The organism is Shewanella sp. 4t3-1-2LB (assembly GCF_017368415.1).
Lineage (GTDB): Bacteria > Pseudomonadota > Gammaproteobacteria > Enterobacterales > Shewanellaceae > Shewanella > Shewanella fodinae.
Map to the genome: position 1 here is coordinate 1 of NZ_JAFNJD010000084.1, position 4953 is coordinate 4953.

Sequence of the window (4953 nt, forward strand, 5' to 3'; positions counted from 1 at the left end):
CAGCAATACTAGTGTTGAAAATTTCGCCATGGATAAATTCAAGCTTATTCACAAATGTCATTTGCGACAACCCCGCCATATCAATAAAATAAAGAGATTAAAATATCACTATTTAAATTGTAATTTAGATTGAAAGTGTCGTAAGTTAGCTGTCACTCTGATTTATCCCATAAAGCTGTGGATAAAGATGTTGGCAACTATGGAAAATCCGGCGAGTAAATGGGGAAAAACATCGTCATAGGTTTTCTCAAGAAATAAAAATATTTATAAATTAATATGATAAGTTAGTATGATGCATAACTTAGCAATGTATTTATCGTACTGAACAGATTTTGAACGTCATTGTTGCTGATGCGAATTCAGGTAAAATCACCTCATGAATACCATTATTCCCCCGCCAGAATCCGTTGAACAATTGCTGCAACGCGCGGAGTCACTGGCAGGACTCACGCTTGGGCAGTTGGCGTTGTCGCTTGGACAAACCGCCCCCCAAAACCTGCGCCGTGATAAAGGCTGGCCTGGACAATTATTAGAAATGGCGTTGGGGGCAAATGCAGGCTCTAAACCGCAACAGGATTTTTTGCATTTGGGCGTGGAGTTAAAGAGCATTCCAGTGGATGTTCAGGGACAGCCATTAGAAACCACTTACGTCTGTGTCGCGCCATTAGTCAATATTACCGGCCTGCGTTGGCAGCAAAGCTTGGTATATCACAAATTACAGCAGGTACTGTGGATACCCGTTCAGGGCGACAGAACGCTCACGCCCGCAGATAGGCGCATCGGCATGCCGATTCTTTGGCGCCCAGACGCGGAGCAGCAACGCCTATTACAACAAGACTGGGAAGAGATCATGGAACTGATCAGTCTTGGTAAGGTTTCAAGCATTACAGCGCGTCATGGTGAAGTGCTGCAATTGCGTCCGAAGGCCGCCAACAGTCGCACCCTCACCGAGAGCATAGCCGCAGATGGTAGCCTGCAACTGACGAATCCTCGAGGGTTCTATCTGAAAACCGCCTTTACTCGCCAAATACTGCGACAATATTTTGGCTAGTCACACAAAAGATATGAGATTGGTTTGATATAGATCACATTTATCACTGGAATCGCCCTGTTGATATCGATAAACTACCGCCTCTTATATAAGCCAATGAAATTGTAGGATCTGTCCCATTCCGTGAGAGCACGTGTACAGGCAAAGAAACTTCTGTTCGCCATTCTGGCCTGGACCGGAGCAATGTCAGCCTTCGTATTTTTCCGTTATTCCCAATCGACTGAGTTGCCCCAATGGGCTGTTGGCTCAGGGGATTTGGCCACGCTCGCGGTGTACATGGGGATTATTTTCGGCAGTCTGCACTGGATGTCGAACCTGATTGCAGATTTCAGCGCTATTAACCGGCTGCCTTATATCTTCTCGGTTATCTTTAAGGGCTTATTCCTGCTGTTAGGCGCCACCACGCTGGCATACATGACTCAGTATCTAAATATGTGGGCGATTGAAAACCATATTGCCACCTTGCGACAGATGCTGACGATACATATTCTCTACAGCCCGTCATTCCAAGCGTTGATGATTTATCTGGTGGTGGTCCGGGTCGGGCTGGCGTTCATTGAGCAGATGGCGTTACTGGTGGGGCCACGAATTCTGCTAAACATTGGCATGGGGAAATATCATCGTCCCCGCTATGAACAGCGGCTGTTCCTATACATAGACATGGTGGCGTCCACCACCCACGCTGAATCACTGGGGGATTATCGGTTCAGCCGATTAATTCAAGACTGTTTCAGCTTGTTGTCAGAAACCATCACCAATAATGATGCTGAAATTTATCGTTATATGGGTGATGCAGTGTTGATCCATTGGCCACTGTCGCAAGGGATCATCAATGATCGCTGCATGAACGTCTATTTTGAATTTAGCCAACAACTCAACTGGCAACGTCGTTACTTTGAAGAGCAGTATGGTTTTGTGCCAAAATTCAAAGCGGCAGCCCATTGCGGTCAGGTAGTTGCCGCCGTGGTTGGGGTGCAGAAACAAGAGATCAGCTTCTTTAGCGATGTGATCAACACATTAGCGCGGTTGCAGGATCAGTGTAACCCGCTGGGACAACGGATGCTGCTGTCTGGAGCCTTGGTTGCCCGTCTAGAAAATGACCATAGCGAGTACCAACTCACCAACCTCGGTCCGGTAAAACTCAAAGGCAAACAACACTCAATTGAAGTGTACGGTGTCAAACCCAAGCAAGGCTAACCCCTACGTATTAGAGTTTCTGCTGTAATAGCTTCTGCACTTCCAGTCCTAACGCCCTGAAAGTGCGAATACGACTCGTTGTCTGCCGCCACACCAGACCGATTTCGCGGTAGGGAGCCTCTCCAGGAGGTGCCAGCACCGTCAAGTCCGTATCGTTAAGAATGCCGGCGTCAATTGCCATCTGTGGTAAAAAAGTTGTCCCCAATTTGCTGTTTACCATCTGTACCAGTGTGTGCAAACTGGTAGCAGCGAAAGGATTGACCTTACGACTATCGCCCAACTGACAGGCGCTGATAGCGTGACCGGTAATACAATGCTCAGTTTGCAGCAAGAAAATACTTTCATCGGGCAATGCCTGATAATCCACTGGTTCATGCACTGAGTCAGCAAGATCTTTGTGGATCACCATTTTAAAGGGGTCTATTCCCACTTTCATGCTGTGATAGCCTGTCACGTCAGCGGGCAATGCTAGCAACAACAGATCTAACTCGCCCTTACCCAATGCGGCTAATAACCGTTCGGTAGTATCTTCTTTCAATAACAAACTGAGCTGAGGGTAATTTTCGTGGCACTGTTTGACCAAACGACTCAACAAGAATGGGGCAATGGTTGGGATACACCCTAAACGGATTTCCCCGGTCATGGGTTCGCCCTGATTTTTCACTAATTCCACTAGGTCATCCACATCGGTGAGAATTTTCAGTGCCCGTTGCACGACTTCTTCGCCGATGGCGGTAAACATAAACGACTTATGATCGCGCTCAATCAGTTGATAACCAAGTTGTTCTTCCAGATTCTGGATGCCGCTGGACAGCGTCGATTGGCTAACGTGACAAATACCGGCAGCGCGATTGAAATTCTGCTCCTGATGCAGATTGACCAAGTAATAAAGGTTTTTCAAACTGGGCAAAGGTTTCATCGAATCCATTTCCGACTGGTGAGTGATCTCTGGGGAGATGTGACCAAATTACCACAAAAGTGCCGCTGGGCAGTAGCCATCTTCGCGACAAAAGCTTACGAGATAGGCGCCACCGTACCGCAGCGTAATGAATCGCTATATATGACGCCGAGGGACTGATGCCACAGATGTCAGGCTTTGGCTTCCAGAAATGACTTCAACTGCTGCAAATCTGCCGTAACCTCGGTCAAAATTTGCTGTAACCACGCCTGATGTTGATTATCCCATTCAGGATCTTCGCCATGTTGTAATAACTGAGCGTAATAATGGACGCGCTTCAGACCCACTGATCCAGCGGCGCCTTTAAATTTATGCGCTTCAGAGCAAAGTTGCTCTTTATTATTTGCTCCAGCAGCCTGTTGCAGATTGCTCAGATACTCAGGTAACAACTGTTCAAACAACACCACGCTCTTGAGCAGAGTCCCAGCACCAATGGCGCTACAGTATTGTTCCAAAGTGTTAAGGTCCAGTATCGTTTCCAAATCCGAGGTAGCCATACAGGCGCTCCTTGACGTCTAAATTTACCACATCATACCCAGTAAAAAGTTGAGCGCAACTTAAAAGCCATCGATTCCCATCGGATAGCCAACTGTTAACAATATGCCGACAAACTTTATAAAGAATTTTAAAATCAGCGAGATAATGCAGACCCTTGACCACCAGCACGCGCCAGTTCCTGCACAACCGCATTTAACCCTTTCCAGCGACTACTGCACCACTGTGGTGCCAGCAACACAGGAGGCTTAGCATAAGCGGTAACACGATGGAATATGATGTCTCTAGGCGTATGACGAATTAATTCACCGGCACTAGCGGCGTACTGTTCCATAGTTGGTGGCAATAACCGCCCACAGCGCCAAGCCTTTGCCATGGTACTACCCTCTACAATATGTAACGGATGCAGTTTTAGGCCGTCAACACCCACGGCCAGTACGCGCTGTAAGGTCTGCAAGTGCATGATATTATCCTCTCCAGGTAAACCGAGGATCAGATGGGTACAAACTTTCAACCCTCGTTTGCGAGCACGCTCCACCGCATCTACATAGGTAGCAAAATCGTGACCACGGTTAATCCGCTTCAACGTATCATCGTGAGCACTTTGCAATCCCAGTTCTAGCCATACTTCGTGTCCCTGATGCTGATACGCCAGCAATAGATCGAGCACCTTGTCGGGTAAACAATCTGGTCGACTTCCAACACATAAGCCGACCAGATCGGTACTCGCTAGCGCTTCATCATAACGCTGCTGCAGTACAGCATATTCCTCATAAGTGCTGGTATATGCCTGGAAGTAGGCTAAAAATTTCGAAGCTTTTGCCCGTAGTCGCTGCTTTCCCTCAGACAACTGTGTTGCTATCGATTGCTCACTACCAAGTACATAAGTAAACGATGCCACATTACAAAAGGTACAACCGCCACGACCCAATGTGCCATCACGGTTTGGACAGGTAAAATTCGCATCCAGTGTCAGCTTCTGCACACCTTCACCAAATCGCTGCTGACAATACATTGCAAATGTTGAGACAAAGTCATCCAGTCCCATAAGCTACTGCGCTACACTAAAAAACCGCTAGCTTAACAACCACCATTACACAGCGTATTGCCCCACATCAAACTTCACTGATATACGTTATGTTCTCACAATCCACGTCATTTTGCATAGTTACTCACACAAATTGACTAATTAGTTATTATTTTTTTGCCTAAAAAAACAGCAAACAGTCCTACTTCTTCGCTACAATAGTAT

5 protein-coding genes are annotated in these 4953 nt (G+C 46.8%); 2 read left to right on the forward strand and 3 right to left on the reverse strand.

Features of this window, described 5'->3' with window-relative positions:
* The first annotated feature begins 376 nt into the window (after positions 1-376).
* Complete coding sequence (mutH, locus tag J3L11_RS18480) at positions 377-1051, forward strand: DNA mismatch repair endonuclease MutH (RefSeq protein WP_207571940.1); 675 nt, start codon at positions 377-379, stop codon at positions 1049-1051.
* Positions 1052-1174: 123 nt separating this feature from the next.
* Positions 1175-2248: an adenylate/guanylate cyclase domain-containing protein gene (locus tag J3L11_RS18485; RefSeq protein ID WP_229799933.1), complete on the forward strand. Its 1074-nt coding sequence runs from the start codon at positions 1175-1177 to the stop codon at positions 2246-2248.
* Positions 2249-2258: 10 nt separating this feature from the next.
* Here J3L11_RS18485 and oxyR read toward each other — a convergent pair whose 3' ends face one another.
* From oxyR to J3L11_RS18500, 3 genes are all read right to left on the reverse strand, one after another.
* On the reverse strand, positions 2259-3167 hold the full coding sequence (gene oxyR, locus J3L11_RS18490) for a hydrogen peroxide-inducible genes transcriptional activator OxyR (protein ID WP_133038028.1): 909 nt from the start codon (positions 3165-3167) through the stop codon (positions 2259-2261).
* Positions 3168-3337: 170 nt separating this feature from the next.
* Positions 3338-3703, reverse strand: coding sequence for an Hpt domain-containing protein (locus J3L11_RS18495; RefSeq protein ID WP_189617562.1), 366 nt, complete (start codon positions 3701-3703; stop codon positions 3338-3340).
* A gap of 134 nt (positions 3704-3837) precedes the next feature.
* Positions 3838-4749 carry a TIGR01212 family radical SAM protein gene (locus J3L11_RS18500; protein WP_207571941.1) on the reverse strand — a complete coding sequence of 304 codons (912 nt, stop codon included), beginning with the start codon at positions 4747-4749 and terminating at the stop codon, positions 3838-3840.
* Positions 4750-4953: the final 204 nt, after the last annotated feature.

What these genes read in the sequence shown, in the direction of transcription:
- J3L11_RS18495 (WP_189617562.1), bottom strand. Translation starts at nt 3,703, where the DNA reads ATGGCTACCTCGGATTTGGAAACGATACTGGACCTTAACACTTTGGAA.
- J3L11_RS18500 (WP_207571941.1), bottom strand. Translation starts at nt 4,749, where the DNA reads ATGGGACTGGATGACTTTGTCTCAACATTTGCAATGTATTGTCAGCAG.
- mutH (WP_207571940.1), top strand. Translation starts at nt 377, where the DNA reads ATGAATACCATTATTCCCCCGCCAGAATCCGTTGAACAATTGCTGCAA.
- oxyR (WP_133038028.1), bottom strand. Translation starts at nt 3,167, where the DNA reads ATGAAACCTTTGCCCAGTTTGAAAAACCTTTATTACTTGGTCAATCTG.